This is a genomic window from Terribacillus sp. DMT04 (genome assembly GCF_019056395.1).
Taxonomy (GTDB): domain Bacteria; phylum Bacillota; class Bacilli; order Bacillales; family Amphibacillaceae; genus Terribacillus; species Terribacillus aidingensis_A.
In genome coordinates this window covers 2,990,434-3,015,391 of record NZ_CP077639.1, presented here as the reverse complement: position 1 = coordinate 3,015,391, position 24,958 = coordinate 2,990,434, and the positions used below count along the sequence as shown (strand labels likewise).

The 24,958-nt window shown below is 42.4% G+C and carries 22 protein-coding genes; 14 read left to right on the top strand and 8 right to left on the bottom strand.

Translation table 11 applies throughout. The features are described 5' to 3' along the window. Positions 1-34 precede the first annotated feature (34 nt). From yidA to KS242_RS15560, 6 genes are all read left to right on the top strand, one after another. Positions 35-856, top strand: coding sequence for a sugar-phosphatase (yidA, locus tag KS242_RS15585; protein ID WP_217322176.1), 822 nt, complete (start codon positions 35-37; stop codon positions 854-856). Then, positions 853-1,731, top strand: coding sequence for an aldose 1-epimerase family protein (locus KS242_RS15580; protein WP_217322175.1), 879 nt, complete (start codon positions 853-855; stop codon positions 1,729-1,731). Before yidA ends, KS242_RS15580 begins: the two co-directional genes overlap by 4 nt. A gap of 713 nt (positions 1,732-2,444) precedes the next feature. Continuing rightward, complete coding sequence (locus KS242_RS15575; RefSeq protein ID WP_217322174.1) at positions 2,445-3,626, top strand: NupC/NupG family nucleoside CNT transporter; 1,182 nt, start codon at positions 2,445-2,447, stop codon at positions 3,624-3,626. A 92-nt stretch (positions 3,627-3,718) separates the two neighbouring features. Then, a complete protein-coding gene (locus KS242_RS15570) occupies positions 3,719-4,591 on the top strand; it encodes a VOC family protein (protein WP_217322173.1) in 873 nt (290 codons plus the stop codon). Between the two features lie 92 nt (positions 4,592-4,683). Then, on the top strand, positions 4,684-5,874 hold the full coding sequence (locus tag KS242_RS15565) for a hypothetical protein (protein ID WP_217322172.1): 1,191 nt from the start codon (positions 4,684-4,686) through the stop codon (positions 5,872-5,874). 115 nt (positions 5,875-5,989) lie between these two features. Continuing rightward, positions 5,990-7,780: a solute:sodium symporter family transporter gene (locus KS242_RS15560; protein WP_217322171.1), complete on the top strand. Its 1,791-nt coding sequence runs from the start codon at positions 5,990-5,992 to the stop codon at positions 7,778-7,780. Positions 7,781-7,928: 148 nt separating this feature from the next. Here the strand turns inward: KS242_RS15560 and KS242_RS15555 are convergent, their stop codons facing one another. The 3 genes from KS242_RS15555 to KS242_RS15545 all read right to left on the bottom strand — a co-directional run bounded on the left by KS242_RS15555 (position 7,929) and on the right by KS242_RS15545 (position 13,046). Next, positions 7,929-8,921, bottom strand: a complete 993-nt coding sequence (locus KS242_RS15555; protein ID WP_217322170.1) for a glycosyltransferase family 2 protein — start codon at positions 8,919-8,921, stop codon at positions 7,929-7,931. Beyond that, on the bottom strand, positions 8,918-10,624 hold the full coding sequence (locus KS242_RS15550) for a DUF6044 family protein (protein ID WP_371747560.1): 1,707 nt from the start codon (positions 10,622-10,624) through the stop codon (positions 8,918-8,920). The genes KS242_RS15555 and KS242_RS15550 overlap by 4 nt, the downstream gene beginning before the upstream one ends. A 67-nt stretch (positions 10,625-10,691) precedes the next feature. Next, complete coding sequence (locus tag KS242_RS15545) at positions 10,692-13,046, bottom strand: putative bifunctional diguanylate cyclase/phosphodiesterase (protein ID WP_217322168.1); 2,355 nt, start codon at positions 13,044-13,046, stop codon at positions 10,692-10,694. 112 nt (positions 13,047-13,158) lie between these two features. On the opposite strand from KS242_RS15545, the gene purT reads away from it, so the two are divergent. From purT to KS242_RS15530, 3 genes are read left to right on the top strand one after another with little or no spacing between them, the layout of a single operon-like run. After that, complete coding sequence (gene purT / locus KS242_RS15540; protein WP_217322167.1) at positions 13,159-14,331, top strand: formate-dependent phosphoribosylglycinamide formyltransferase; 1,173 nt, start codon at positions 13,159-13,161, stop codon at positions 14,329-14,331. Then, positions 14,318-14,659, top strand: coding sequence for an avidin-fold protein (locus tag KS242_RS15535; RefSeq protein WP_217322166.1), 342 nt, complete (start codon positions 14,318-14,320; stop codon positions 14,657-14,659). Before purT ends, KS242_RS15535 begins: the two co-directional genes overlap by 14 nt. Before the next feature lie 58 nt (positions 14,660-14,717). Further along, entirely contained in the window at positions 14,718-16,103 is a 1,386-nt protein-coding gene (locus KS242_RS15530; RefSeq protein ID WP_217322165.1) for a vWA domain-containing protein, read from the top strand. A 383-nt stretch (positions 16,104-16,486) separates the two neighbouring features. On the opposite strand, the gene KS242_RS15525 is transcribed toward KS242_RS15530, so the two are convergent. Then, on the bottom strand, positions 16,487-17,155 hold the full coding sequence (locus KS242_RS15525) for a DUF4396 domain-containing protein (RefSeq protein WP_217322164.1): 669 nt from the start codon (positions 17,153-17,155) through the stop codon (positions 16,487-16,489). A gap of 183 nt (positions 17,156-17,338) precedes the next feature. Here KS242_RS15525 and KS242_RS15520 point away from each other — a divergent pair, with 183 nt between their 5' ends. Next, positions 17,339-18,664, top strand: coding sequence for an MFS transporter (locus tag KS242_RS15520; protein ID WP_217322163.1), 1,326 nt, complete (start codon positions 17,339-17,341; stop codon positions 18,662-18,664). Here KS242_RS15520 and KS242_RS15515 read toward each other — a convergent pair. Beyond that, entirely contained in the window at positions 18,661-19,014 is a 354-nt protein-coding gene (locus KS242_RS15515; protein WP_217322162.1) for a hypothetical protein, read from the bottom strand. The two genes, KS242_RS15520 and KS242_RS15515, sit on opposite strands and share 4 nt — an antisense overlap. 183 nt (positions 19,015-19,197) lie before the next feature. Next, on the bottom strand, positions 19,198-20,115 hold the full coding sequence (locus KS242_RS15510) for a methyl-accepting chemotaxis protein (protein ID WP_217322161.1): 918 nt from the start codon (positions 20,113-20,115) through the stop codon (positions 19,198-19,200). Positions 20,116-20,485: 370 nt separating this feature from the next. Between KS242_RS15510 and KS242_RS15505 the strand changes: the two genes are divergently transcribed. Together KS242_RS15505 and KS242_RS15500 are read left to right on the top strand one after the other, a co-directional pair. Then, positions 20,486-21,205, top strand: coding sequence for an AzlC family ABC transporter permease (locus KS242_RS15505; protein ID WP_254391882.1), 720 nt, complete (start codon positions 20,486-20,488; stop codon positions 21,203-21,205). After that, entirely contained in the window at positions 21,202-21,531 is a 330-nt protein-coding gene (locus KS242_RS15500; protein WP_217322159.1) for an AzlD domain-containing protein, read from the top strand. The genes KS242_RS15505 and KS242_RS15500 overlap by 4 nt, the downstream gene beginning before the upstream one ends. Positions 21,532-21,554: 23 nt before the next feature. Here KS242_RS15500 and KS242_RS15495 read toward each other — a convergent pair whose 3' ends face one another. Further along, positions 21,555-22,916 carry an MFS transporter gene (locus KS242_RS15495; protein WP_217322158.1) on the bottom strand — a complete coding sequence of 454 codons (1,362 nt, stop codon included), beginning with the start codon at positions 22,914-22,916 and terminating at the stop codon, positions 21,555-21,557. After that, on the bottom strand, positions 22,913-23,071 hold the full coding sequence (locus KS242_RS15490) for a hypothetical protein (RefSeq protein WP_217322157.1): 159 nt from the start codon (positions 23,069-23,071) through the stop codon (positions 22,913-22,915). The genes KS242_RS15495 and KS242_RS15490 overlap by 4 nt, the downstream gene beginning before the upstream one ends. Before the next feature lie 378 nt (positions 23,072-23,449). Here KS242_RS15490 and KS242_RS15485 point away from each other — a divergent pair, with 378 nt between their 5' ends. Then, entirely contained in the window at positions 23,450-24,262 is an 813-nt protein-coding gene (locus KS242_RS15485) for an amino acid ABC transporter substrate-binding protein (protein ID WP_217322156.1), read from the top strand. Continuing rightward, a complete protein-coding gene (locus tag KS242_RS15480; RefSeq protein ID WP_217322155.1) occupies positions 24,249-24,947 on the top strand; it encodes an amino acid ABC transporter permease in 699 nt (232 codons plus the stop codon). The genes KS242_RS15485 and KS242_RS15480 overlap by 14 nt, the downstream gene beginning before the upstream one ends. Positions 24,948-24,958 lie beyond the last annotated feature (11 nt).

Genomic DNA, 24,958 nt, shown 5'->3' with positions numbered 1-24,958 from the left:
TACATAGGACAGCTATCTGAGGGGGAAAAGTGATATGTATAAACTTGTTGCAATTGATATGGACGGCACGCTGTTAAATGATCAGCACGAAGTAACAATGGAGGTGCATGAAGCGCTTCAGGAAGCCAAAAAACGAGGCGTGAAGATTGTGCTTTGTACAGGCAGGCCAATTAATGGTGTGTATCGTTATCTGGAAGAGTTGATTTTAAATGAAGATGGGGACTTTGTTATCGCATTTAATGGGGCGCTTGTTCAAAATGCGCATACGAATGAAGTAGTCACGCAGTTATCTTTAACGCATGATGACTTTATTGATTTACATCAGCTTAGTTTAAAACTCGATACACCAATGCATTATTTCGATGCAGAAAACTTGTATACATCCAATAGGGACATTAGCAACTATACGGTTCTAGAATCTTATATGACGAAGATGCCGCTTCATTACCGGACAGTAGACGAAATTCCGCGCGATGTGCTTATTCCTAAAATGATGTACATCGATGAACCGTCACGTCTGAATGAGACAATCAGCAATGTACCGGAAGAATGGAAAAAGCGATATACAATGGTACAAAGTGCACCGTATTTCTATGAGATTCTGCATCCAGAAGCAAGCAAAGGGAACGCTGTGAAGCAGCTAGCCGAGCAGCTCGGGATTCAACAAGGAGAAGTAATGGCAATAGGTGACAACGGCAATGATTTATCTATGATTCAGTATGCAGGCTGCGGTGTTGCAATGGAAAATGCGATTCCAGCAATCAAGGAAGCAGCTGATTATATTACAACCTCTAATAATGCACACGGAGTAGCAGAAGCAATCCGTGAAAAGATACTGAAGGTGAAGGATGCATGATCTGTATAGAGAATGATTTGCTGAAGGTGGAAGTAGCTGAATTAGGTGCAGAAGTGCGCAGTGTTATACATAAGGACACGAAGATCTCGTATATGTGGAACGGAGACGCCGCCTATTGGGGCCGTGTGTCACCCGTTTTATTCCCGATTGTCGGACGTTTGAAGAATAATCAATATAAAGCGGAAGGCAATAGATACGAACTTTCGCAGCACGGTTTTCTGCGTGATGCCGCATTTAAAGTATCACATACGACTAAATCTGCTGTTACATTCACTCTGGAATCCAATGGGAGCTTCAAAGAGATTTACCCTTATGAATTTCGAGTCGAGATTGCTTATCAGCTGGATAATGACAAGCTTTCCGTGGAGTGGAGAGTAACCAATTTGGAACAAGCGAAAACGATGTATTTCTCTATTGGTGCTCATCCCGCATTTCGGCTTCCGCTTCTATCGGGCGAAGAAACAGCAGACTATAAGCTTCAATTGAAACCTGTGCAACACAAACAAGTAACCGCTTATGAACTAGTTGACGGTTTAATCCGGGAAAGTGGCCAGCCAACAGAACTGCCGGTGATGACTGTAAATGCGCATCTGTTTGAAAACGATGCACTTGTGTATGACCATATTGAAGAAGTTCATCTTCAATCAGACAATGGTAATGGCGTAGCAGTTACGATGTCTGGTTTTCCTTTTGTCGGTATCTGGTCAAAATACGACAAAACAGAAAAAACGATGGCACCTTTTATCTGTATAGAACCATGGTTCGGAATAGCAGATACAGTGGAGGCAACGGGAGAGCTTTCAGAGAAGGCGGGCGTTCAGCAACTTCAGCCGAGAAGTGATTTCCATTCTGTTTACACGATGACGTTCTATTAAACAAGAGAGTCTGGGACAAAACAAGATTAATTCATCCTAAAAGCGAACAATGACTAGATCCATACTTTTTCATGCAGCCCTCTGACAGCTGCTGCTTTCCAAATCTAGCTGTTATCGTCGAACAAGAATGGCTTTTGAAGTAGACCCCGACAAGAAAATCGCTTTTTATTTTCGAGGAGTCTACGTATTCTTTCTATACTAGTAAAGGTCCTCATAACAAGAATCAGCGTAGGAGATACACGGAGACTCCCACGGGAGGAGGCTCCCCAGCCGCCCGCAGGAAAGCGGAGTGTATTTCCGAAGCGATGCTCTCATATTCCTTACAATGCAAAAATCCAAACAATACTGCTTTTAATTGCAGTATTGTTTGGATTTTTATATAGCTTAAACAGTTATGTCCCAGCCTCTTTCTTTGTTGTGAAAAGAAATGTATACATAGAGCGTGAATAGTAAGACTAATACAAGCGCAATACCTTTAGAAAGGTGTATAACAAAGAGCTGTTTAGCTTCTTTCAGACAAGCTTGTTTTCTTCCTATTATCCTTGTACACTAGGAGAGATAAGTTAGAATATTTTAAATACATTTATTTTTGATATGATGCTACGTATTGACGAATTAATATGGCATAATAGGACTCGTTGTGAAAAAAATGTTTTACTTTGATGAGTAATGTCGTCTAAAGCTTACAGCGAAAGGCGCGAAAGGGGAGCATCATGAGTTACATTATCGGTATCATTGGTTTATTCGTGTTTATGGGATTAGCATGGATTGCTAGTTCAAATAGAAAAATGGTGAAGATTCGCCCGATTATTATCATGATTGTGCTGCAGCTTGTATTCGGTTACATCCTCTTGAATACAGGAGCGGGCAACGTGTTGGTAGGAAGTATATCTAAAGGGTTTAATCAGCTGCTCGTTTATGCAGCAGAAGGAATCTCCTTTGTTTTTGGCGGACTGGTGAATCCTGAAGAATCTACTTTCTTTATGAATGTGCTGCTTCCAATTGTTTTCATTTCTGCTTTAATCGGTATTTTGCAATACTGGCGCATTTTACCTTTCCTTATTAAATTTATCGGAATTGCACTTAGTAAGGTGAACGGTCTTGGGAAGCTCGAGTCTTATAACGCAGTGGCATCGGCAGTACTTGGACAATCCGAAGTATTTATCTCTCTGAAGAAACAGCTTGGCTTACTGCCGCGTCACCGTTTGTATACACTTTGTGCATCTGCAATGTCTACTGTGTCGATGTCGATTGTCGGCTCTTATATGACAATGCTTGAACCGCGTTATGTTGTAACAGCACTTGTCTTGAACTTGTTTGGCGGATTTATCATTGCCTTACTTATTAATCCTTATGATGTTGACCCAGAACAAGACATGATTGAAGAGGAAAAAGGTGAAAAACAAACCTTTTTCGAAATGCTTGGGGAATATATTATGGATGGTTTCAAAGTCGCAGTAGTCGTTGCGGCAATGCTAATTGGTTTTGTAGCTTTGATTGCCATGATTAACGGCGTCTTCGATGCTATATTCGGAATTAACTTCCAAGAACTGCTTGGGTACGTCTTTGCGCCATTTGCCTTCTTAATGGGTGTTCCTTGGTCGCAAGCAATCGATGCAGGAAGTATTATGGCTACTAAAATGGTATCAAATGAATTTGTTGCAATGCAGACGCTAGACAGCGGCGTTTACGAGTTAAGCGGTCGCGTTACAGCAATTGTGTCTGTATTCCTCGTTTCGTTTGCGAACTTCTCTTCCATTGGTATTATTGCTGGTGCGGTGAAAGGTCTGAACGAAAAACAAGGAAATACGGTAGCGAAGTTTGGCCTGAAACTTCTATACGGAGCAACCTTGGTCAGCTTCTTATCTGCAACGATTGTTGGATTGTTATATTGATAATCGGAAGAACATCACGGAAACGTGGTGTTCTTTTTTTGTGTTACTTGACGTTAATAACTTTCTAAAATACACTTAATTACATTAAGTAAGTGAGTGATGGAGGGGGAGTTTATATCTTTTATCAACAACCGCCGCAAACTTATATTGGTCAAGTGAAATTACGTGTAACAGATCTCAATCGATCTATCGACTATTTTACAAAAGTAATCGGCTTACAAGTAATGGAAGAGGGAATTGGCAAAGCTGCGCTTGGTTCAGGTGCCAATATTTTGTTATATCTTGAAGAAGGCAAAGAGCTTAAGCGAAAGCCAGATCGGCATGCTGGTCTGTATCATTTTGCATTGCTGCTGCCATCCAGAAAAGATTTAGCAAATGTAGTTAAATTTTATGTGCAACACCGGGTAGCATTCGGAGCTTCTGATCATGGGGTTAGTGAAGCAATATATTTAAATGACCCCGATGGAAATGGCATCGAAATATATGCAGATAAGACAGATTCAAGCTGGAATTGGGTAAATGGAGAAATTCAAATGACAACTGACCCGCTTGATGGGGAGAACTTACTAAAAGAAGCTTCCGATACGGAATGGGCAGGTCTTCCGGAAGGGACTGTCATTGGTCATATTCACTTGTATATGCGGCATATCGGTGAAGCGGCAGCATTCTATAACAATGTATTAGGCTTTGAGACGGTTGTTTCAGGATATCCAGGCGCTTTATTTGTCTCCACAGGTCGTTATCATCATCATATTGGACTCAATACGTGGCATGGAGCAAATGCACCTTCTATAAGTATAGATGAAGCAGGCATGGATTGGTTTACAATCGTCTATCCAGATGAAGACGCCCGTAAGAAGGCAATAGAAAGAGCAAAAGCAGCAGGTTTGGACGTGAAACTGAATCAAAACAGGTACTCACTCCAGGACCCGGTCGGTTCAACGGTAAAACTGACAGTACAGTAAATGATTAGACGCATGACAGCAGCCGCTGTTGTGTGTCTTTTTGTTTTTGTGCCATAATGTTAGCAAGAAAGCAGAAGACAAAGGAGTTAATTATGAAAGAACTAATAGATCATTTAAAGCAATTTCTTCCTCCATTCATACAGGTTGAGGAAGCGGATAACACGCTGCTTCTTTTATCAGAAAATAGAGAGCGGTGCGGTATCGTTGACCTGGATGCTGATGGTCAGTTAATCGGATTTGATTTGAATGTGGAGCTGCCTGCTACAGAAGGAACAGAAGCAGTATTGGCAGCAAGACAGTTTGCATCCGTTTTCTATCCAGAAGCGAACCAGACAGTCCAACTAGAGGCATTCGAGGATCGTACTGTTATTCGTTTGGAAGAATCTGATTCCAAGTATCAATTGCCAATCCCAGGCGCAGGACTGACTGTTGAAGTACATCGTTCTGGCTATATTACGGCAGCGCAATTGTATAAGCATACGTATACACTGCTTGATAGTAAGAAGTTGGTGTCCGTTTCAGCTGCCAAGGAGAATCTGCTGGAAGAGTCACCAGTTGTTTTAACAGTGGCAGATGGAGCTGCTGTTTATCAGCTTTTCGATCAAGCAATTGGAGTTCGTGCGGATGGAACTGTATTGTACAGTGAATTGCCGCCTGTTTTGACGGATATAGAAGAACCTGAAGCGAGTGGAGATTGGGCTACTTTAATGGGACTGGATAATACCTTTATTAAGTATTACCAAGAAGAAGGCTTGCAGCTATGGGCAGAAAAAGAGCTAGTTGAAACACATAGCGCAGAAGATATAACAGATCAGATTGCTGTTCGTAAAAATGAGGAAGTGATCTTCTATTCTGGCTCTACGCCGTGGCAGAAAGGCGTTTTGATAACGCAAGAGGGGCTGCAGCTGCAAGCAATCCGATTTTTATCCCATGTTGCTGAGGAAGAGAAGCCGTGGGACCAGTGGAAATTAGCTGGTGCCGAAATGGCTGCCGATGCGGCAATAGAGGACGAACTAGAGCCAACCTATATTTTTCAGTTTCAGTATGTATGGGACGGTTATATCGTCGATGCCGTTACAGCTAGCATTCATGTAGGTATGTATACAGGTCTTATTAGAGAGTGCATCATCGATAGATTACCACATGCTTTAACAGCTGTGAACACACTGCTTCCTGTTCAGCAAGCAAAAGAACAGATTCGTGATGCGCTGCAGCTGGAGTTAGCTTGGATGGCGTTACAAGATGAGAATACGTATGAGCTGGCGTATGTTCGAACGCAATAGAATTAGTGATAGTGCATACAAATTTGTAAAAACAGGTTTCCCAATACAAGAAATAGGTTACTTAATAGATGCCTAGGTAGTTTTCAGGCCTATCTTCTACATAAAGGGTGATCACATGTTCAGTATTGGTGAAATTATCTTTATCCTGGTTACTTGCGCTATTTTTATGGCATTAGTGGCAGCGGTATCATATTACATGACAAAGGGAAATGTAGGTACAGCTGATGAATACTTCTTAGCTGGTCGCGGTTTAACAGGTGTGTTCATTGCCGGATCACTTGTGTTAACCAATCTATCTGCCGAACAGCTAATTGGTTTAAATGGCCAGAGTTTTGCAAATAACATGTCAGGGATGGCGTGGGAAGTAACAGCTGGTCTGGCTGCCATCATCATGGCTATTTTCCTGCTCCCGAAGTTTCTGGGTATTGGTATTTCGACAGTACCAGAATTTTTGAGCAAGCGCTATGATGAAACAGTACGCCGTATGACAGTAATTCTTTTCCTTCTGGGCTATATGTGTGTAACAATACCTTCTATGCTCTATTCAGGTGGGGTAGCCGTCCTTCAGTTATTCGATCTTCCTGAACTTCTTAACATTACATATACGCAGGCATTGTGGCTGACAATTTGGTTCGTTGGTATTATTGGGGCAATTTATGCTATTTTCGGAGGATTACGCGCTGTAGCAGTATCCGATACTCTGAATGGAATTGGACTTGTTATTATCGGTTTTCTTGTTCCAATACTTGGATTTATCATGCTTGGTGATGGGAGTATGGTCCAGGGGATGAAGCATATTGTTCAAAATAGCCCTGAGAAACTAAATGCTATCGGCAGCAGTGATGATAATGTTCCATTCTTTTCTATTTTTACAGGTATTATATTTGCTAACCTGTTCTATTGGGCACTGAATCAATATGTTATTCAGCGTGCACTAGGTGCGAAAAACCTTGCAGAAGGACAAAAAGGTGTCCTGTTCACTGGTTATCTCAAACTATTAGTACCGATTTTCATGCTCCTTCCCGGTCTTATTGCATTCCATATGTATGGTGATTCTATCCGAGATAGCGATTTGAGTTACCCGACTTTAGTTAGCGACGTGCTGCCGATTTGGATGCTGGGATTCTTTCTTGCTGTACTATTTGGGGCGGTTTTAAGCAGCTTTAACTCCATACTAAACAGTGTGGCAACGCTGCTTGTGCTTGATATTTACAAACCTGTCTTCAATCCGGAAGCTTCTGACGATAAACTTATCAAGGTCAGCAAGATACTCGGCATTTTCATTGCGCTCGTATCCTTCTTTGTTGCACCATTCTTGATGTATGCACCTAATGGATTATGGAACTTAATCCGCCAATTTACAGGATTCTTTAATATTCCAATCCTTGTTATTGTTTTAATGGGGATGCTTTTCAAGCGAATTCCTTCTATTGCAGCAAAAGTGGTTATTGGATTCCATGTTATTGCGTATTACATGATGGTTTGGGGATTCCGACAGATATTCGATTGGGATCCAGGAATCAATTATATCCATGTATATGGCATCTTACTCGCAATCGAAGTAGCCTTTATGCTAATTATGGCAAAGGCGAAACCACTTCAAACAATCAAGCCGGTCTTTTATGCGGAAAGTGGGGAAGATCATCTGGTTCCTTGGAAGCATGCTATTCCTGCTTCCATTACATTAATTATGGCTATCTTACTTGTTTACGTGGTCTTCTCGCCAATTGGCTTAGCTTATGAGCATGCTGCTGTGTCAAACTGGTTCTGGCCATCAGTTGCTGTTCTTGTTGTTGCCAATATCATTCTTTATATAGTATCCATCAAGTTTTGGCATAAAAAGTACAGCAGTTATGTAGAAAAGCAGACAGAAGCCGCGAGGGAATCACGGATTAGCGGAGATTAACAAGAATAGAGACAAAGCAAAAAAGCCACTCAAAAGAGTGGCTTTTTTCATGCTGCTGAGCACACAGCAGCAAACAAACAGAAATATTTTGGGGGTATCCTGTTTGTAAGCTATTCTAACAGAAAAGCTGACCTAATGCAAAAAAATGTTAAGTCTTTGTAAATTTTGGTGTGCTTATTGAATGTATTTGCTCCAACTTAGAATCAATCGAATACAGAGGGCGTTTTTTTACTTCTGCAAAAATAGTACCAATATATTCACCAATAATCCCAATTGCCATCAATTGGAGACCGCCCAGAAGCCATATAGAGATAATTAAAGATGTCCAGCCAGCGTCAGGATCACCGAATAACTTCTGAAAAGCCGCATAACAAGCCGCAAGCATACTGACTAAAAATAGTGTGAAACCAATTGCAGCTATCAACCGAATTGGTGCGACACTGAAAGATGTAATTCCTTCAAAGGCAAAGCTAAGCATTTTCTTGAGCGGATATTTTGTTTCCCCGGCCAGACGCCGTTTTCTTTCATAAGGAACGATGTCGGACTTGAATCCGATCTGCGGAATGATGCCACGCAGAAATAATTTAGATTCCCCATAACGGCTTAGCTCATCTAACGCTCGCTTGTTCAGCAGCCGATAGTCAGCATGATTTGAGATTAACCGGATGCCAAGCGTATCCATGAACCGGTAAAAAAGGGCGGCAGTATTGCGCTTAAAACGAGTATCGGAGGCTCGATTGTTACGGACGCCGTATACAATTTCATATCCTTCCAAGTAACGCAGTACGAATGTACGAATCACGGAGATGTCATCTTGCAGATCAGCATCCAGTGTGATAACACAGTCTGCATAATGTCTGGCATGCATCATACCAGCAAGAAGTGCGCGCTGATGACCAGCGTTAGACGCTAGTTTAATACCGGTAACGAGCCGGTTGGCTAGGTGCTCGATTTTAATCAGCTGCCACGTATGATCTTTGCTGCCATCATCAACGAAGAGGATGGTGCTTGCTGGTGAGATGAGCTGTTCTACCATTAGGGAAGCCAATGTAGAACTAAGCTTCGCGCATGTATCAGTCAATATTGCTTCTTCGTTATAGCAAGGAATTACTAAAGTCAGTACAGGTAATGAAGAAGTCAATGCATTCCCTCCTTTGATTGCACCCGGTACAGATGGATACGCCACGCTGAATCAGGATGATCGAAACTTTGCTCGAATTGCAGGTTGTTAGCTGCAGCGTTCTCAATCGGAACGGAAGATAGGATAAAGTTACCGCCTAAATCGTGTAATGCGAGCGTGTTTAACTCGAGACTTTGGATAGTCTTGCTCGAATGCTTACGGAAGTCATAGTGTTTGCCTAACTCTGCAGAATAGATGTATAAGCGGCTGCCCCACTCATCAAAATAACGTTTTAATTGTTTGTCTTTTGCAAGTTCATCAGCAATTACTTCGCGGAATTGATGCTTGTACGCAAGTGGAATGATGTTATTGTATGTATCTACTGTATAAAACCCGTTATATTGCGCGATGGCAGGATGCAGGCCAATACTTGCTACTTTATAAGCGCTTTGCGGCAGTCCAATATAATCGCGGATCTCCTGAAACTGTTCGACGGCATAAAATTCTCCAACTGAAGGAGCTTGCTTATAGCGGTAAACAATCTCTTCATTTGATAAAGCCAATACGACGAGCTGCAGGCAAAGAAGTACATAAACTAATCCGCGAACGCTTCGTCTGCCAAGCTGCCATAACAAATAACAAGCTAAGCCGAAACTAATGTAGATGACGAGTGGGCGCAAAAAATGGAAGCGAGCAAAGTTAAACGCAGATAACAGATCGACATGTTCTTTTGGGAACTTCCATATCTTGTTGAACCACAGCGCATACCAAAAGGAGAGGAGCAGGTTTAATCCCGTCAGGCCTAGATAGATATGCATTGGTCTTGTGCGTCTCTTTGTGAAAAGAACAAGCAGCAGTGCAATCGCGAGCCCAGGAAGAATGACAAGTGTATGGAGCGTCATCACGTGGTTGTGACCTAGTAAAAAGTTTTTCTGAAATAAACGAAGCGTTTGCGAAAAATCTTGTCTGGAAGAGACGAACTCCACCCGATGCATCGTCTCGGACCCTGCAATCATTGTGTAGACGAGTCGATAATCTGTCGCGAGGAACACAGCTGTCATCCACACAATGCTGATCAAAAAAAACAAATTTAAACGCCGATAACGAATGACATCGACTAGCCAGATGATTCCCATCAGAGCGAGGAAAAAGAAAAAGCCAAGTACGAAACTCGCATAGAAGGGAAGCAGTGTAATGACAACCCAATGTTTCCAAGTGGCTTTCTGAGCACGTATAGACAGGAAAGCCCACAGCGCTAAAGGATGCCCCATTGTACTGAGCATTCCTGAGGGCCAAAAAGGTGTGAGCGCAAAAGCAAGTGATACGAAAGCAACAATCCAATGTGCTTTCTCATTCCGGATTATGTGCGTACGAAGCAGCAAATACATACCTAGAAAAGCGACCAGTCTTGTGAGCAGCTGGCTGATAGCATAAGCTGTCATTGTCGGAAACCAGGTGTGCAGCCAAACGATAAGTGTCCATTCGGTACCAAGTGCGTCTCTCGGCAAACCGCTAATTATCTGAGGAATAACGGCGTGAACTCCGCCAAATAACTGGCCGCTTTCGGCGAGTACCTTATACCACGCCAAGTTGGAGTCAAGATTATCGTGGACGCGGATATGAGCTTGATCTCCAAGTAAAAACAGAGGGGAGACAAAGATAAGTATTGCTGCTATACAAAGCAGGATTGCTTTTCTGTTTGCATACGTCCGCACAAAATCCACATCCTCTTAAGGTATTGGCTATTAGTATGCGGGAACAAGCAAATGCTTATACAAAATACCCGCAGACTTAATGCTCGGCGGGTATCTTCTCAATATAGGAAGCTTCAAAGTCAGCTTGCGGCAGCGGCTTGGAGAATAGGTAGCCTTGCACCTCTGTGCAGCCGAGTAAACGGAGTTTTTTTAGCTGTTCTTCGGTTTCGACACCTTCGGCAATGGTGTGAAGCTGTAAGTTATCAGCCAATGATTGAATGGCAGCAACAATTGTCTGGTTGTGCTGAATGTGCTGGATAAACGTTTGATCAATCTTGAGAATATCGACCTGGAGCTTATCCAAATAACTCAAGGAGCTGTAGCCGGTACCAAAGTCATCAATACTAATTCGGACACCTGTCTCCCGCAGCTTCTGCAAAATCATATTGATTTTCGTTTCATTTTGCATGACAACACGTTCGGTAATCTCAAGTTCCAGTAAAGAACCTGAAATATTGTAGTGCTGCAGACGGTCACAGAAGAAGGTGGAGAAATCATCCTGCAGAAAAGTGCTGACAGATACGTTAATGGAAATACGTGGCGTTTCATGATCTGCTGCCTGTTCCCAATCTGCCAAACAAGCCATAACACGTTCAATGACACTTCGTTCTATTTCAACGATTAGGCCGCTTTCTTCAGCGATGGGGATGAAGACATTTGGTGGTATAAAACCGCGCTCTGAATGGTTCCAGCGAAGCAGTACTTCAGCTCCTGTTATGTTTCGTTTGAAACTATGGAATTTAGGCTGGAAGTACAAGTCGAATGCTTTCGTCTCAATCGCTTTCTGTAATTCGTGTTCTATCTCAAATCGAAGTACTTGTTTCTCTGCCATTTCTTGCTGAAAGACTGTATAGCCGTTGCCGCCGTTCTCTTTTGTTTGGTACATCGCAATATCGGCATATTTATATAGATTATCCATATCCTCTGCATCTGCCGGATAGGAAGCAATTCCGATGCTAGCTTGTAAGACGAGTTCGTATTCTTGAATACGCATTGGCTGCTGGAACTTATTAACAATTGCTTGCGCGATTTGAGTAGTCGGCTCACCTGGAACAATCAGCAGGAACTCATCACCGCCGACCCGGTGGACAGTACCGCTGCCATCAAGAATTTTCGTCAGTCGATCGGCCGTTTCCATCAGAACTTCATCACCAAAGGAATGGCCGAAAATGTCATTTATCCGTTTGAAAAGGTCATAATCAATGAGCATAATACTGAACGGCTTGTGCTTCTTTGTATATTGCTGCATGGTCTGCTGCATTAAGCGGCGATTCGGCAGTCTGGTTAAATCATCATGATAAGCAAGAAATTGTATTTGTTTTGCAGTTTCTTTTGTTTGAGATGTATCTTTCATTACGAGAAAGTAGCCGACAACCTGCTGCCTAATAATTGTCGGTATACCGGTCACATGTACATCAATGTGCTTACCTGAACGCTGGACGAGCTTGGTATCCCATTGCTGGGGGCTGCCGCTTTTAAGAATTGTAAGGTTCTCCTGAAAAGTTTCTTTATCAGGAAATAAAGATGCGGCATCCAAGCATGGAATAGCATCATTATCAAAGCCTGTTACATGCGTACTTTTCTTATTTGCATGCTGAATTGTATTGTCCGCTTCAACAGCGAAGACTGCATAAGGATTGTCATCAAATAAGGATTGATAGAGCTGATGCATCGTCAGCAATGTCCGGTTTCTGTAAAACAGTGGTATAACGGTTAGGAATATATTTATAAACAAGATAATACCTACAGGCAGCAAAAATAACAGCCCGTCATCTTCAGCAGATGAAGAAGAAACAAAGGCCGCGAGAATGCTGTAACCTAACCCAACTACAGCAACACCAGTCAGGAAGCTTCCTGCTAACAAAGTGAATTTACTCCATTTTATTTGCCTTCTATTTGTGTACATGTTCAAAAAACGGAACAAAGAGAAGACTGTGGATTGAGTCAGTGCAATCGTGACAACCACTTCGGCTGGATTAATATCCATTCGATCTGTATACAAGGCCAACGGTGTGAAGATATGGAGCGCATAAATAATGACAGCTAATAAGACGCTGAGCAGCAAGTTATATTGTGTATTTTCAATTGGAATACGAATCATACGCAATGTGATAGCACCGCCCACCGCGCTTACGAGAAAACTGACGAGAAAAAATAGCGTCGGCGCGTACTGCAGTTGATTGGCGTCAATTGATAAGATAAATAAGAATGTTGCCAATGTACCGCTCACACCTGCCAAGGCAGACACCATGACTACCTTCCAGGCAGTTACTCTTGTCCGCATCATATGCTGACTCACATATAACACGACCAAAGTAAGGACACTCAGAAGCAAAATGCTGATAATCGTATAGATAAGGTGGATACCAGGAATATCAATGAACGAGAACACTTTTTTCCTCCTAGAAATACAGTTACGGATTACCTGATTTGTACAGGCATGGTAACATAAGCATATCAGATAAAGCTGAATTATGGCTGCAAAATTTTCAGGAGGCGAACAGATGTTTCAAACGAAGAAAATGCTCTTACTTGGATCAGGAGAATTAGGAAAAGAAGTTGTACTGGAAGCGCAGCGGCTTGGACTTGAGACGATTGCAGTGGATCGATACGACGGAGCACCAGCAATGGCTGTCGCAGATCGAAGCTATGTGATTGATATGCTGGATGCTAGTAAGCTAAGACAGATTCTCGAATGGGAAAAAGCAGATTTTATCGTTCCGGAAATTGAAGCTATTGCTACAGATGAATTAGTGGAGTTAGAGAAAGAAGGATACCATGTCGTGCCGACGGCCAAAGCAGCACAATTGACGATGGATCGAGAAGGTATACGTCGATTTGCTGCCGAAACATTAGATGTGCCAACGGCTGCCTACCAATTTGCTGATACATATGAAGAATTTCAAGCAGCAGTAGAAGAAATCGGGTTTCCATGTGTGATTAAACCGTTAATGAGTTCATCAGGCAAAGGGCAGAGCATTTGCCGAAGCAAAGAAGATATCGAGACAAGCTGGCAGATGGCGATGGAAGGAGGCAGAGTACAGAAACCGCGTGTCATTGTGGAAGAGTTTATTCGTTTTGATGCAGAAATCACACTGTTAACCGTTAGAGCTGTGAACGGAACGTACTTCTGTGCACCGATTGGGCATGAGCAAGAGAATGGCGATTATATAGCTTCCTGGCAGCCGCATCCACTGACAGATGCGCAGCTGGAGGAGGCGCAGGAAATAGCTGAACGAGTGACAGCAGGACTAGGCGGATATGGATTGTTCGGCGTAGAGCTTTTCCTTGCTGATGACAAAGTATACTTTAGTGAAGTTTCGCCTCGGCCGCATGATACTGGTATGGTGACAATGGCGACACAGCAGCTGTCTCAATTTGCTTTGCATATTCGCGCAATCCTGGGGTTGCCAATCACAGAGATAAAGCTAATGCAGCCTGGTGCCACAAGCCCATTGAAGGCCGATGCAGCACTTGAATCCTACCATATTTCCGGTATACGGGAAGCGCTGCAAGAACCGGAAACCCAAATTAGAGTGTTCCGCAAACCGACGGCAACTGTCGGGCGTCGTGTTGCAGTTGTTTTATCAGCTGCAGACACAGTTGAGGAAGCGAAAGCGCGTGCGGAGCGCGCGCGGAAACGGTTAAGCGTGGAGAGTCAAAATGAATTATCATAATTTGATATTTCGTGCTGTTGCTAATTCGGACAACGGGGAAGTATCTAGTCAGACGACTTTTCATTACCGACAGGAAGGTCAAATCCTTACAGCAGCTTATCATGGCGGTTCAATTCTAGAAGGCAGGCTAATTGGTCTGGTAGATCCGGATGGCAAACTTCGATTTCGTTATCATCACATTAATGAACAAGGTGAACTGCGCAGCGGGCAGTGTTTGTCGACACCAGAAATCTTGCCGGACGGCCGAATTCGATTATATGAGCAGTGGGAATGGATGTATGATGACGAGTCGCACGGACATTCAATTGTGGAGCAAGTGGAAGGGTAATAATCAGCTACTGCCTGCTTTTATTGGGGATTAGTGATGATAGAGAGGAGTTGCGCCCATGAAAAAAAGATTTGTGTATTTGATCTTAGGTATCACTTGTTTTTTAGTTGGATGCAGTACGAATAGTGCATCAGATGAACCATCAAATGCTGAGCGAGTGAGCAAAGAAACGGCTGAGACAAAGACAGTTGATATGGATACACTTAACAATTTGAGCACAAATGGCACACTGCCGGATCTGAAGAAGCAGCCAGCCGGCCGCGTTGCTGCATCTATTTCAGAAGATACAGCAGATGCTGATAAAGATGTTTCTGAGGATGCTGTTGATGCAGCAATTCCGTATTTGAAAGACGTAATAAAGGAAGATAATAATCCAGAGACTTTACATAGAGCGCTGATTGCTTCTTTAGGAAGTCCTTCTTATAAAGAAACAATTGAAGCAGCTGAAGCATTGCAGCCTTCCTTTGAGGATCCTTATTTGCCGCGGCCAGAAGCAGCAGATAAGGAAGCAGATCCTGCAGTTGAGAATAGTATCATTTTGCTGGATGCCAGCTCAAGTATGCTTCTGGAAGTAGATGGGGAGCAGAAAATGCGAATAGCGAAAGATGCGGTGAAGAGTTTTGCGAAGACGCTTGGAAGCTCCAGTAATGTCTCACTAATAGTATACGGCCATAAAGGATCGGAATCAGATTCAGATATGGAATTATCTTGTAATGGCATTGAAGAATTGTACCCCTCTGGTGCTTATGATGCAGAAGAGTTTACAGAAGCAGCAGAAGCAATTGTCGCAAAAGGGTGGACGCCGCTCGCAGGTGCAATAGAATTTGCAGCTAAGAAAAGCAGTTCCTTAGAAGGAGATACAGCAATTTATATCGTAAGTGATGGGAAAGATACGTGCGGCGGTGATCCTATTAAGGCGGCTGAGCAGGCGGCAAGCGAGGAATCAGGTATTGTAAATGTTATTGGTTTTAATGTCGATGAAGAATCCGAAGACCAGCTGGTTAAAGTAGCAGAAGCAGGAACAGGTGAATACTACCGCGCGGATAGTGCAGAAGATTTGCAGACAACAATCGAGTATGAATGGCTGCCATCCACAATTGATCTTGTGTGGGCGCCGGTTAATATTCCGCCAAATAGCTGGGAAGTACTTGATGAATATAAACGGCAGCGCAAAGAGCTCGACAAGGTAGCGAATATCATGCGAAATGAAGAAGAGCGGTATGAAGCTGCACTTGCCAAACTATCAGAAGATGAGATTATTTCTGGAGAGATGCAAGATAAAGTGATGCGATTAATCCAGGAACGTTTTACTACTGCGCAGGAAGAACTAAGCGGGTTGGAGCAGGATAAAATTGATGCGGTAGATGCACGTCAGAAAGAGATACGGGAAGAAGTCGAGGTCTGGGTGGAAGAGATGAAAAAGCTAAAAGAGAAATCTGCGTAAACAGAAGAAGAGGCCGGGACAAAACAAGATTAATTTATCCTAAAAACGAACGATGACTATATTAATACTTTTTCATGTAGCCCTCAGACGGCTGCTGCTTTCCAAATTTAGCTCTTATCATCGGACAAGAATGGCTTTTGAAGTAGACGCCGACAAGAAAATCGCTTTTTATTTTCGAGGAGTCTACGTATTCTGTCTACACTAGTAAGGGTTATCATAACAAGAATCAGCATAGGAAATACACGGAGACTCCCGCAGGAAAGCGGAGTGTATTTACGAAGCGCTGCTCTCACAATGGAAAAGATCCAAACAATACTGCAATTAAAAGCAGTATTGTTTGGATCTTTATATAGCTTAAACAGTTATGTCCCAGTCTCTTCTTCTTACATACTATGCTTTATACCTTTTCGCACCATAATCCAATTGACTGGATAGCTTGTTGCAAAGCCGACAATCATAGCGATTTGCATCATAAACCAGAAGAGGAAGCTGTTTGGGTGCAAGCCGTTGAAGATGATGGTGTGCGCTACATACATAAAGCCAAACATCCCTATTTCAAATGCAATTAAAGAAAGCGCATCTGTCTTGACTGCATCTGTAATATGACTGTCTTTTTTCTTACTCATTCCCATACCAAAGTATTGAAAGAGAATACCAAATAGGAAGGCAAGGATAAACTCTACTGCATAATCCGCATACAACGTACTTCCTGCAATTGTAAAGCCTGTCCAAAATACGATTGGAGCGCCAATCATGTCACCTAAAGCACAACCGCCGCTGCAGTGTGTGGTGGAAACAAAAACTTGCTGCCAAAATGGCTTGTCAGCATGATGCATGTCGCCATCCATATCCTGCCCTTTTGCCATACTATCTTTACGGCCAATCTTATAATAAGCCCAAATACCGATAAACGGAAAGTAAACACCCATTAACGGCCAAACGAGATACATAATCTTCATCATCTGGCGATGGCTGCGAAAATCAAGCATTATGAGAATTGCTTGGAGCACGCCTATTAAGATAACGATTAAAGCGATAGACTGTAAGTTCATTTAAATCACCCTTTTAAGAAATAAGCTATCCGTAATCTACCCGTCTTGCTTTTCGTAGAAACGGCAGCTAAGCAGATTGCAGAGAATTATAGCAAGTTCGGTGTGGGAGAGCTGTTAATTTTTTGTAAAAGAGCACTTGGGTGTTCGTGCTTACGGTATAGTGGAAGAAAAAGGAGGCTTTTTATGGAAAGTAACCGTGATGTGCAGTCAGCAAAGCGAACTGGCGGAATAGGTTTTCTGCTTTCGCTGCCAATCTTATCGTGGGCTTTATACGATTTTGCCAATACAATTTTTTCTTCTAATATCACAACTGTCTTTTTTCCTTTCTATGTAACAGACACCATCGGAAATACAGAAGAAATGCAGCAGCTCGGTAATACATTAATAGCCTATGCGAATGCACTATCCAGTCTCTTTCTGGTCATCTTCTCTCCTTTGTTCGGGGTGTGGATAGACCAAACAGGGCGTAAACAGCGTTATATTGTACGATTTGCGAGTATCTCAATCGTCGCTACCATCTTGATGGGCGTATTTGCGGGCTGGGAATCTGACAGATTGCTGTTCGGACTGCCAATTCCGTTTATAGCCACTGTATTGGTATTTGTGCTTGCTAAATTTTTCTATAACAGCAGTCTGGTGTTTTATGATGCGAAAATAAGTGATTTGGTGCCAAGGGATCGATTATCGACTTTGTCTGGATTTGGAGTGGCGGTAGGGTATATTGGTACACTCGTCGGACTGCTCGTTTATTTTCTAATGGATTATGGCTACGAATATGTATTCTTGGCCACAGCCGGACTATATCTTATCTTCACCTTACCTTTAGTATTTTTCCTCAAGGACAAGCAGCCAAAACAGAAAAATACTCGAGTCAGCATATGGGGAGGTTATAAAGAGATCATTGCTACATTTAAAGAAATCAGCAAGCATCGCTCGATATTTCGTTTCATGATGGCTTATTTCTTTGTTAATGATGCAATTGCTACGACGATAGCTGTCATGAGCGTTTATGCAGTTTCTGTGGTTGGTTTCAGTTCCGGTCAATTTATCTTGCTATATCTTGTATCCACTGTAACTGCGATTGTTGGATCGTTCTGTTTTGGTCAAATTGCAGCTAAAATTGGCGCACATCGATCCTTTTCATTCGTTGCATTAGTAATGATTATCGCTTTAACAATTGGCGCATTGGCGACTGCGCAGTGGATGTTTTGGATTGCGGGAGGACTTTTCGGAATTGCTCTGGGATCTATTTGGGTAACATCAAGAACACTTATTGTGGATTTGTCCCCAACAGAGAAGCGAGGGCAGTTTTTTGGATTGTTTGCCTTTTCGGGGAAGGTCTCGTCTATTATTGGACCTGTCATCTATGGAAGTATTACGCTGGTGCTGAAGGATTTCGGGGACTTGGCAAGCAGACTTGCTCTTACCTCACTCATTTTACTTACCATCATAGGCTTAGTCATACACGTAACGACGAAGCAGCGTGCAGATTGGGCGGAGGCGCGTTAGCGCGCCTCCCATTCATCTAGTGAGTCTACGAAAGCGCCGGAAAAATGAACGCTTCTTGCAATATTAAAAAGCTGAACCTTCGCTAGGATGGAAATTGGATTGATGATGACAATGTTCTTGAACCCGAGCTCGTCATATAATTCGAAAGCATCCGCAATCTTATAAACCAAATCCTGTTTAACCACATCTAAATTGCTAACATCGACGATAAGGTCATAGTCGGTAGCTTGAACAAATCCGAATGCCTCATATAGCTTTTCCATGAAAGCTGCGGATTCATCATTCTTAAAGAAACCCTCAGCCGTAATAAGCAGGACCTTCTTTTTGTCATCAATCTCAAATTTATACATACTTTATTACTCCCCAAACATCATTCCTTAACGGGACTTAGCGTACTAGCTTTGCTGATTTATGTCAATTAACCAAGCAACCTCTGTTATGTCATGATTATATAGCATACATAGATAAAAAGATAGGAATATTGTACTAGTTGTTTTTGTCTGAAGGGATAATGTTCCTGAAATTTACATTCTCTAGATTAGCAAGACGAGTTCATTTGCTTGTTTATCTAAATTTTGAGCAGCCTGTTTTAAGGTATAAAGTTCTTCTATCACCTCTTGTACACGTTCTTTTCCTTCCTTACTTTGATGCTCAGCTTCGTGGGTGCCTGTCTCCATTTGCGCGATATGCTGCGTCATTTCGCTAATATTGACTTGTGCTTGTTTTGTTGCTTCAGATGCATGGGAAGCCAATTTTCGTACTTCTTCCGCCACGACATTGAAAGCTCTGCCATGTTCTCCTGCATGAGCGGCTTGGATAGCTGCATTTAAAGCAAGCAGATTTGTTTGACTTGCAATGTCTTTAATCGTCTGGACAAGCTTTTGAACAGAGTCAGCATGCTTTGTCAGTGCTTCAATTGCCCCCTTATTGGCTGAAGTAATCGATACCATATCATCAATAGAATCTGCGGCACGATTATTCTTTTCAATTCCAGAATCAGTTCTTACACGAAGGTTGTTTGCCATTTCCTGCAAATCAGAGGTGATTGTTTTTGTACCATTTTCTCTAAATGTGATATCCGTTGCAATTTTCAAGACTGCTGATACCGATCCTGTTGTGTCTCGGACGGGCATGTAAGTAGCTTCCAGCCAGATAACCTTCTCATTTTTGGCAATTCGCATGATTTTATCTTGAAATGTGCGGCCGCTGCGCAGTTTATTCCAAAAATGTTCGTAATCAATGCTATGGCTGAAATCAGGTGCGCAGAATTGCCGGTGATGCATTCCTGTCAGTTCTTCTTGCTGGTAGCCAATTGTGTCAGCAAAATGCTTATTTGCCCACAGCACCTCACCATAGGGAGTAAATTCGATCATCGCTAACGATTCTTCTACTGCTGTTAAAACTGCTTTGTTGTCTAAGACTTGAGTTGATTCTTTTATTATGTTTTCCATTCAGTTTCTCCTATATAGATGAATATATGTAAGCTTGTAAAACACTTAGTAATATTTTCAAGTTAGTTAAGAAATATTACCCAAAATAGAACGAAAAAAAACATTATGCTAGAGAAAGAATTAAAGCGTGTTCTATTACAAGAAAGGTTAATAAGGAAAAGGAATCGGGCTTCTATATCCATTCCTCTATTACGAAGCGTAAGTGAGTTATTTAGGGTAAGCGTACTATTATCATATAGGATAAAGATAAAATGAGGTAGAATAATGAACTTTATCGTGGTCATGAAAGTGTATTTCAACAAATTCTCCTCTTTGATATACTATGTTTCATAGAGAAATGGAACGGATAAGGCGGAGAGGGGTGGCAGAAGTGGAAGCGATCGGGAAGGCAGGGGAAAAAGTCCGATTGGATTTTAAGCAAGGAATCAAGGATTGTATCCCAACTTTGCTAGGCTATATCAGTATTGGAATTGCAGCAGGTGTTGTTGGTGTTGCAGCTGGAATGAGTGCATTGGAAGTAGCGCTGCTGGCTGTTCTCGTTTACGCGGGTTCTGCACAGTTCATCTTTGCAGCATTACTGCTGGATGGAAGTCCAGTTGCAGCTATTATTCTAACGACATTTATTGTTAATCTGCGTCATTTCCTGATGAGCGCCACACTAGCGCCCCATTTTACACGTTATTCTATTGGACGCAATATATGGATTGGCATTCTGCTGACGGATGAGACATTTGGTGTGGCTGCCGGAAAAGTACAGCAAAAGCAGCCTATGTCAGCGAGCTGGATGAATGGTTTAAATATAACAGCGTATCTATGCTGGATTATGGCTTGTACAGCGGGAGCTTTAGTCGGTAACTGGATTGCTGAACCGGAAATGTTCGGTCTTGATTTTGCACTAACAGCGATGTTCCTTGCACTGCTCGTACTGCAGCTGGATGCTGTTGAATCAGTAAAAATAAAGCACTATCTCAAGCTTGTTCTCTATATCGCTGTGCTGATGCTGGTTTTGTCCTGTTTCATGACTTCGCATATGGCAGTGCTGCTGGCAACAATAATTGGAGCGACGATTGGAGTGATTACAGAAAAATGAGTATTTCCTTGCCTATGCTATTATTAATAGCAGCTTGTGCTGCTGTGACAGCATTACCGCGGATATTGCCATTTCTGATCATCCGTAATTTAAAGCTGCCCGTATCGGTCATGAAATGGCTGTCTTATATACCTATCTGCATCTTAACGGCATTAGTTGTATCCAATATTATAGAAGAAGGAAATCCAATCGCATTGAATTGGCAAACAATCGCTATCATGATTCCCACGTTACTAGTCGCACTATGGACAAAAAGTCTGCTGCTCACCGTGCTGTTTGGTGTTGTTTTGATGGCGGTTTTGCGCTTTTTGCTAGAGCTAGTCTAACTTAGCAATCGGTTAGAAAGGAATTAATCGGCAGCTGTATTCTCCAATCGTTTTGCATAGACCGCTGATAAGCTAAAAGCGATACCCGTAACAGTCAGGATAATCATAAGTGTATGAAAGCCAGCCAGTGAAAGATCCGCGCCAAAAACAATAGCTAATACAACGGAAGAGAGAATTGAACCAATATACCGGCAAGTTTGGAATAGACCTGAGCTTGTTCCTGTAAGATGGTCAGGTGAGGCATCCAGCATGGCGGCTTGTAAGGTGACATTGCCAATACCGTAGCTGATACCAAGAAATATAAGCGTAACAGCGAGATTTACGATTGTAAGATGCTGTGAAATGAATACAAGAACAGCAGGTCCCCCGAACATAAGGATGCCCCCAACAATGGTAGGCACACTTGTACCAGCATGGTCAATCCAGCGGCCCATTAGGAATGCGACAAGTGTGCTGGCTCCGGAAAGAAAAATCATCATTAATCCGCTTGTTTTGAGACTGAAGAGCATCACATCCTGAAAGAAGCTCGGTAAGCCAAAAAAGAGGCTGTAATTGAATATATTCAAAAAGATAAATTGAATGTAAACAAGTGTCAGGCGTCGGTTAGTGCGTAGTAATCTTACATCAATAAATGGATGAGCTGCTTTCAATTCCCTCACAAAAAAAGCTGCAAGTGATACAATCCCTGCACCAAGCGGAATCCAATGCAAACCATGCTCAAAGGAAAGCAGAAAATAAAGCAAAAAACTCATTCCGATAGCAAAGAATGCGATGCCAATGCTGTCTAGCTGCTTCCAAAAAGCACGGAACGTGTAATGTGTGGTATCTGGATCCTTAGGAACAGCAAACCATGTTAATAGGAAACTTAACAAAATAAATGGAGCGTTTACAGTGAAGATTGCCGGCCAGCCACCAAAGTCAATGAGAAAACCGCCCGCTGTTGGCCCGAATGCCAGCATGGAAGACGTGAAGATCGACAAAATGGCTAAAGCAGATGCTTGTTTTTCGTGGATATGTTTTCGAACAAGTGCCATGCCGGCCGGATAAATGGCGCTGCTGCCAACTGCCTGAAACAAGCGCATGCCCAGCAGTACCATAAATGTTCCAGCAAAAGGTGCACCGACTGCAGAGACAGCAACGAGCAACAGCCCGATTAGCATCATCTTGCGTCTACCAATTAAATCGCCGACTTTACCGGCGATTGGAACAAAGATAGCACTGGCAAGATAATAAGTGGAAATTAGCCAGGAAACAGTTGCAAAGCTTAGTGAAAATTCATGCTGAATACTGTGCAAAGCTAAAGAAATCATCGAAGAATTCAGCGGATTAAGCATCGTGCCGGTGGCAACAGCTGTTAGGAAAAGGCCGCGCTGCTTTTTATTCATATGATCATCTCAAAACATAAGTTTGCCATTTGAGATAACTTAAACCGAAGAAAGACAAGCTGATGCGTTGTTTGATGAGCTTTTTGGGTAACACTAGTTGTAGCGTTTGTATTTTCAGCTGGTTTTGTATAATGAGTGCTGGTTGAATCGTGCATGTTTAGATACCTCCAGAGTGTCTCTGCTGTTTAATGTGACCAGTTAATGGAGGAAATACACATACTACTTGTTTCTGTAAGCTGCATTTTTGATTGGTAAAAGCTGCAACATTTTACAGCGAAAAATACGCGCTTATAAGGCATGTTCTGACAGCTGATTGGGTACAAAGTAAAGTAAATGGAGACAGGCAGAAATAATAATCAGTTTGCGTTATGGGCAGTTGTTAAGTCTGCATGACTGTTCATTCATGCGTTTATACTAACATAAAGAATGCATGTACAATCCTGATTAAAATACTCAGACTTATTTCTTTACTTTTCCTGATGTTGGCCTTACACTGTTGAAAGTTAAAATTTATAGAAAAGGGCGTTTTGCACATGAAGAAAGCACTATTAGGTTTGTTATTTATGTCGGTATTCGCAATTCTTGCTGCTTGCGGAAATGGAGATGATTCTGCTTCAGATTCCAAAGACAACGGCAACCTATGGCAAGAAGTGAAAGACGAAGGAGTCATTACAGTTGGAACGGAAGGCACATACGCTCCGTTCACTTTCCATAACGATAACGGTGAATTGACTGGCTATGATATAGATGTCATGAAGGAAGTTGGGGAGCACCTTGGCTTGGAAGTGAAGTTTGAGGAAACACAATGGGATTCCATGTTCTCTGGCTTAAACAGTGAACGTTTTGATGTTATTGCGAACCAAGTAGGTAAAGGGGAAAATAACGAACGCGTGGACCAATATGATTTCTCTGATCCTTACACGCAATCACAATCTGTTGTTGTAACGGCAGCAGATAACAACGACATTACTTCTATAGAAGATGTTGAAGGTAAGACGTCTGCGCAATCATTGACAAGCAACTACAATGCCCGTGCAGAAGAGGCGGGAGCGAAGATTGAAGGTGTAGAAGGCTTAGCGCAATCCATTCAGCTCATTGAGCAAGGCCGCGTTGATCTGACATTTAATGATAAGCTGGCAGTGCTTGATTATCTGAACAATACAGAAAAGAATGCCCCGGTGAAGATTGCATTTGAAGCTGGAGAACCGACAGAGACGTATTTCACTTTCCGTAAAGGCAGCGGTGAAATAGTTGAACAGTTCAATAATGCACTGGATGAAATGCGAGAAGATGGTACGTTAGCAGAAATCTCAACGAAGTGGTTTGGCGAAGATGTTAACAAGTAATATGGTACTCGGCGGGATTGTCATCCCTTGGGAGCTTATGCAGCAGTCATTCTGGCCGATACTGATTGAGGGGATCAAGGTAACGATCCCCTTGACCCTTATTTCATTCTTTATTGGTATGATTATTGCACTTATTACAGCTTTAGTGAGAATCTCGAAGATGAAGCCTTTAAAGTGGATTTTTAATATCTATGTTTCTGCTATTCGAGGTACGCCGCTGCTCGTGCAGTTATTCATTATCTTTTATTTGCTGCCAGAATTAAATGTGACACTTGATCCCTATCCGACAGCAATTATTGCTTTTTCTCTAAACGTTGGAGCATATGCGTCAGAGATTATCCGAGCATCCATCCTTTCCGTACCAAAAGGACAGTGGGAAGCAGGCTATACAATCGGGATGTCTTACCGGAAAACGTTATTCCGTGTCATACTGCCGCAGGCGTTACGTGTCTCGGTCCCGCCATTGTCAAATAGCTTTATCGGATTAGTGAAGGAAACATCATTAGCATCGCAGATTCTCGTAACCGAGCTGTTTCGTAAATCACAGCAGATTGGTGCGACTAATTTAGATCAGATAGTTTATATCTATATTTTGGCTGCCTTCATTTATTGGATTATCTGCTTTATTCTTTCATTGGCGCAGGGTCAGCTTGAACGCAGATTAAACCGCTACACAGTAAGGTAAGGAGGGGTAGC

Excerpts from the sequence above, each read along its gene's own strand:
- yidA (WP_217322176.1), top strand. The coding sequence starts at position 35 with ATGTATAAACTTGTTGCAATTGATATGGACGGCACGCTGTTAAATGAT.
- KS242_RS15580 (WP_217322175.1), top strand. The coding sequence starts at position 853 with ATGATCTGTATAGAGAATGATTTGCTGAAGGTGGAAGTAGCTGAATTA.
- KS242_RS15575 (WP_217322174.1), top strand. The coding sequence starts at position 2,445 with ATGAGTTACATTATCGGTATCATTGGTTTATTCGTGTTTATGGGATTA.
- KS242_RS15565 (WP_217322172.1), top strand. The coding sequence starts at position 4,684 with ATGAAAGAACTAATAGATCATTTAAAGCAATTTCTTCCTCCATTCATA.
- KS242_RS15560 (WP_217322171.1), top strand. The coding sequence starts at position 5,990 with ATGTTCAGTATTGGTGAAATTATCTTTATCCTGGTTACTTGCGCTATT.
- purT (WP_217322167.1), top strand. The coding sequence starts at position 13,159 with ATGTTTCAAACGAAGAAAATGCTCTTACTTGGATCAGGAGAATTAGGA.
- KS242_RS15535 (WP_217322166.1), top strand. The coding sequence starts at position 14,318 with ATGAATTATCATAATTTGATATTTCGTGCTGTTGCTAATTCGGACAAC.
- KS242_RS15530 (WP_217322165.1), top strand. The coding sequence starts at position 14,718 with ATGAAAAAAAGATTTGTGTATTTGATCTTAGGTATCACTTGTTTTTTA.
- KS242_RS15525 (WP_217322164.1), bottom strand. The coding sequence starts at position 17,155 with ATGAACTTACAGTCTATCGCTTTAATCGTTATCTTAATAGGCGTGCTC.
- KS242_RS15520 (WP_217322163.1), top strand. The coding sequence starts at position 17,339 with ATGGAAAGTAACCGTGATGTGCAGTCAGCAAAGCGAACTGGCGGAATA.
- KS242_RS15515 (WP_217322162.1), bottom strand. The coding sequence starts at position 19,014 with ATGTATAAATTTGAGATTGATGACAAAAAGAAGGTCCTGCTTATTACG.
- KS242_RS15510 (WP_217322161.1), bottom strand. The coding sequence starts at position 20,115 with ATGGAAAACATAATAAAAGAATCAACTCAAGTCTTAGACAACAAAGCA.
- KS242_RS15500 (WP_217322159.1), top strand. The coding sequence starts at position 21,202 with ATGAGTATTTCCTTGCCTATGCTATTATTAATAGCAGCTTGTGCTGCT.
- KS242_RS15495 (WP_217322158.1), bottom strand. The coding sequence starts at position 22,916 with ATGAATAAAAAGCAGCGCGGCCTTTTCCTAACAGCTGTTGCCACCGGC.
- KS242_RS15490 (WP_217322157.1), bottom strand. The coding sequence starts at position 23,071 with ATGCACGATTCAACCAGCACTCATTATACAAAACCAGCTGAAAATACA.
- KS242_RS15485 (WP_217322156.1), top strand. The coding sequence starts at position 23,450 with ATGAAGAAAGCACTATTAGGTTTGTTATTTATGTCGGTATTCGCAATT.
- KS242_RS15480 (WP_217322155.1), top strand. The coding sequence starts at position 24,249 with ATGTTAACAAGTAATATGGTACTCGGCGGGATTGTCATCCCTTGGGAG.